We start from the raw sequence: 827 nt of genomic DNA, 5'->3' as shown, positions 1-827 counted from the left end.
AGTTAACGTAATGACAAAGTCGCTTGGTAATTAAGGTACGACAGAATCGCTTGGTGATCACAGTGTAGGTAGGTTATAGGCTGACTTAAGTTTGGACAATTGTGAGTTACGATTTCTGATGAATGTTTGGCGTTCGGATAAATTTAGCTAGGGCGAAATGAAAAACCTGCCCCTGAGCATTTTTTAGGTCGCAATAGCGTTTTTAACTACTAATTTAGTGAGATTGAACCTCAGCAATATAGTAAAATGCTCCTTTTACCTTAGTAGATATGTAACGATGAAATCCTCAATTGATAAAGATTCGAAGTATCGAATGAGACTCTTAGATGCGATCGATGAAGAGCACCCCATATATCATGGAATTGATATGCAAGCACATCATATTATTTCAGGTAAAGGAATTGACCTCTCTGGGTTGGGATGGAAACTAGAGGCTTTGGACTATCACATAAACAATATTGAAAATCTTGTATTCATCCCATGTACTCTTGCTGGTGCATGTCATTTAGGTGTACAGCTTCATCGTGGTGATCATAAATATCATGATGATGAACACCCGAAAAGTTACCATGTTGACGTGTCTGATCGAATCAAACGATTGGAAGAAACTATGGATAAGCGGTGTGAAAAAGGAAAGTCAATACAAAGTTTAGTAGATAGGGAAAGTGTTAAAGTCCTAAGTGCAATCAATAACTTTGAGCTTCCTCTGACAAGTATATTTCGGTCTTTTAAGCCCAGCTCAGCAAACAAGATTGGGTGTGGAAATGTGATCACCAAGCGATTCTGTCGTACCTTAATTACCAAGCGACTTTGTCATTACGTTAACT

Annotated in this window: 1 protein-coding gene; it reads left to right on the top strand. The window is 38.2% G+C overall.

Going from position 1 to position 827, the window contains the following annotated elements:
- Window positions 1–277: 277 nt before the first annotated feature.
- Window positions 278–827, top strand: a 550-nt coding sequence (locus QQK21_RS09530) for an AHH domain-containing protein (protein ID WP_284191961.1), incomplete at its 3' end; no start/stop codon positions are given.

Origin of the sequence: Vibrio zhanjiangensis (assembly GCF_030161235.1) — a bacterium.
Classification (GTDB): Bacteria; Pseudomonadota; Gammaproteobacteria; order Enterobacterales; family Vibrionaceae; genus Vibrio; species Vibrio zhanjiangensis.
This window is presented reverse-complemented; position numbering and strand designations above follow the sequence as displayed.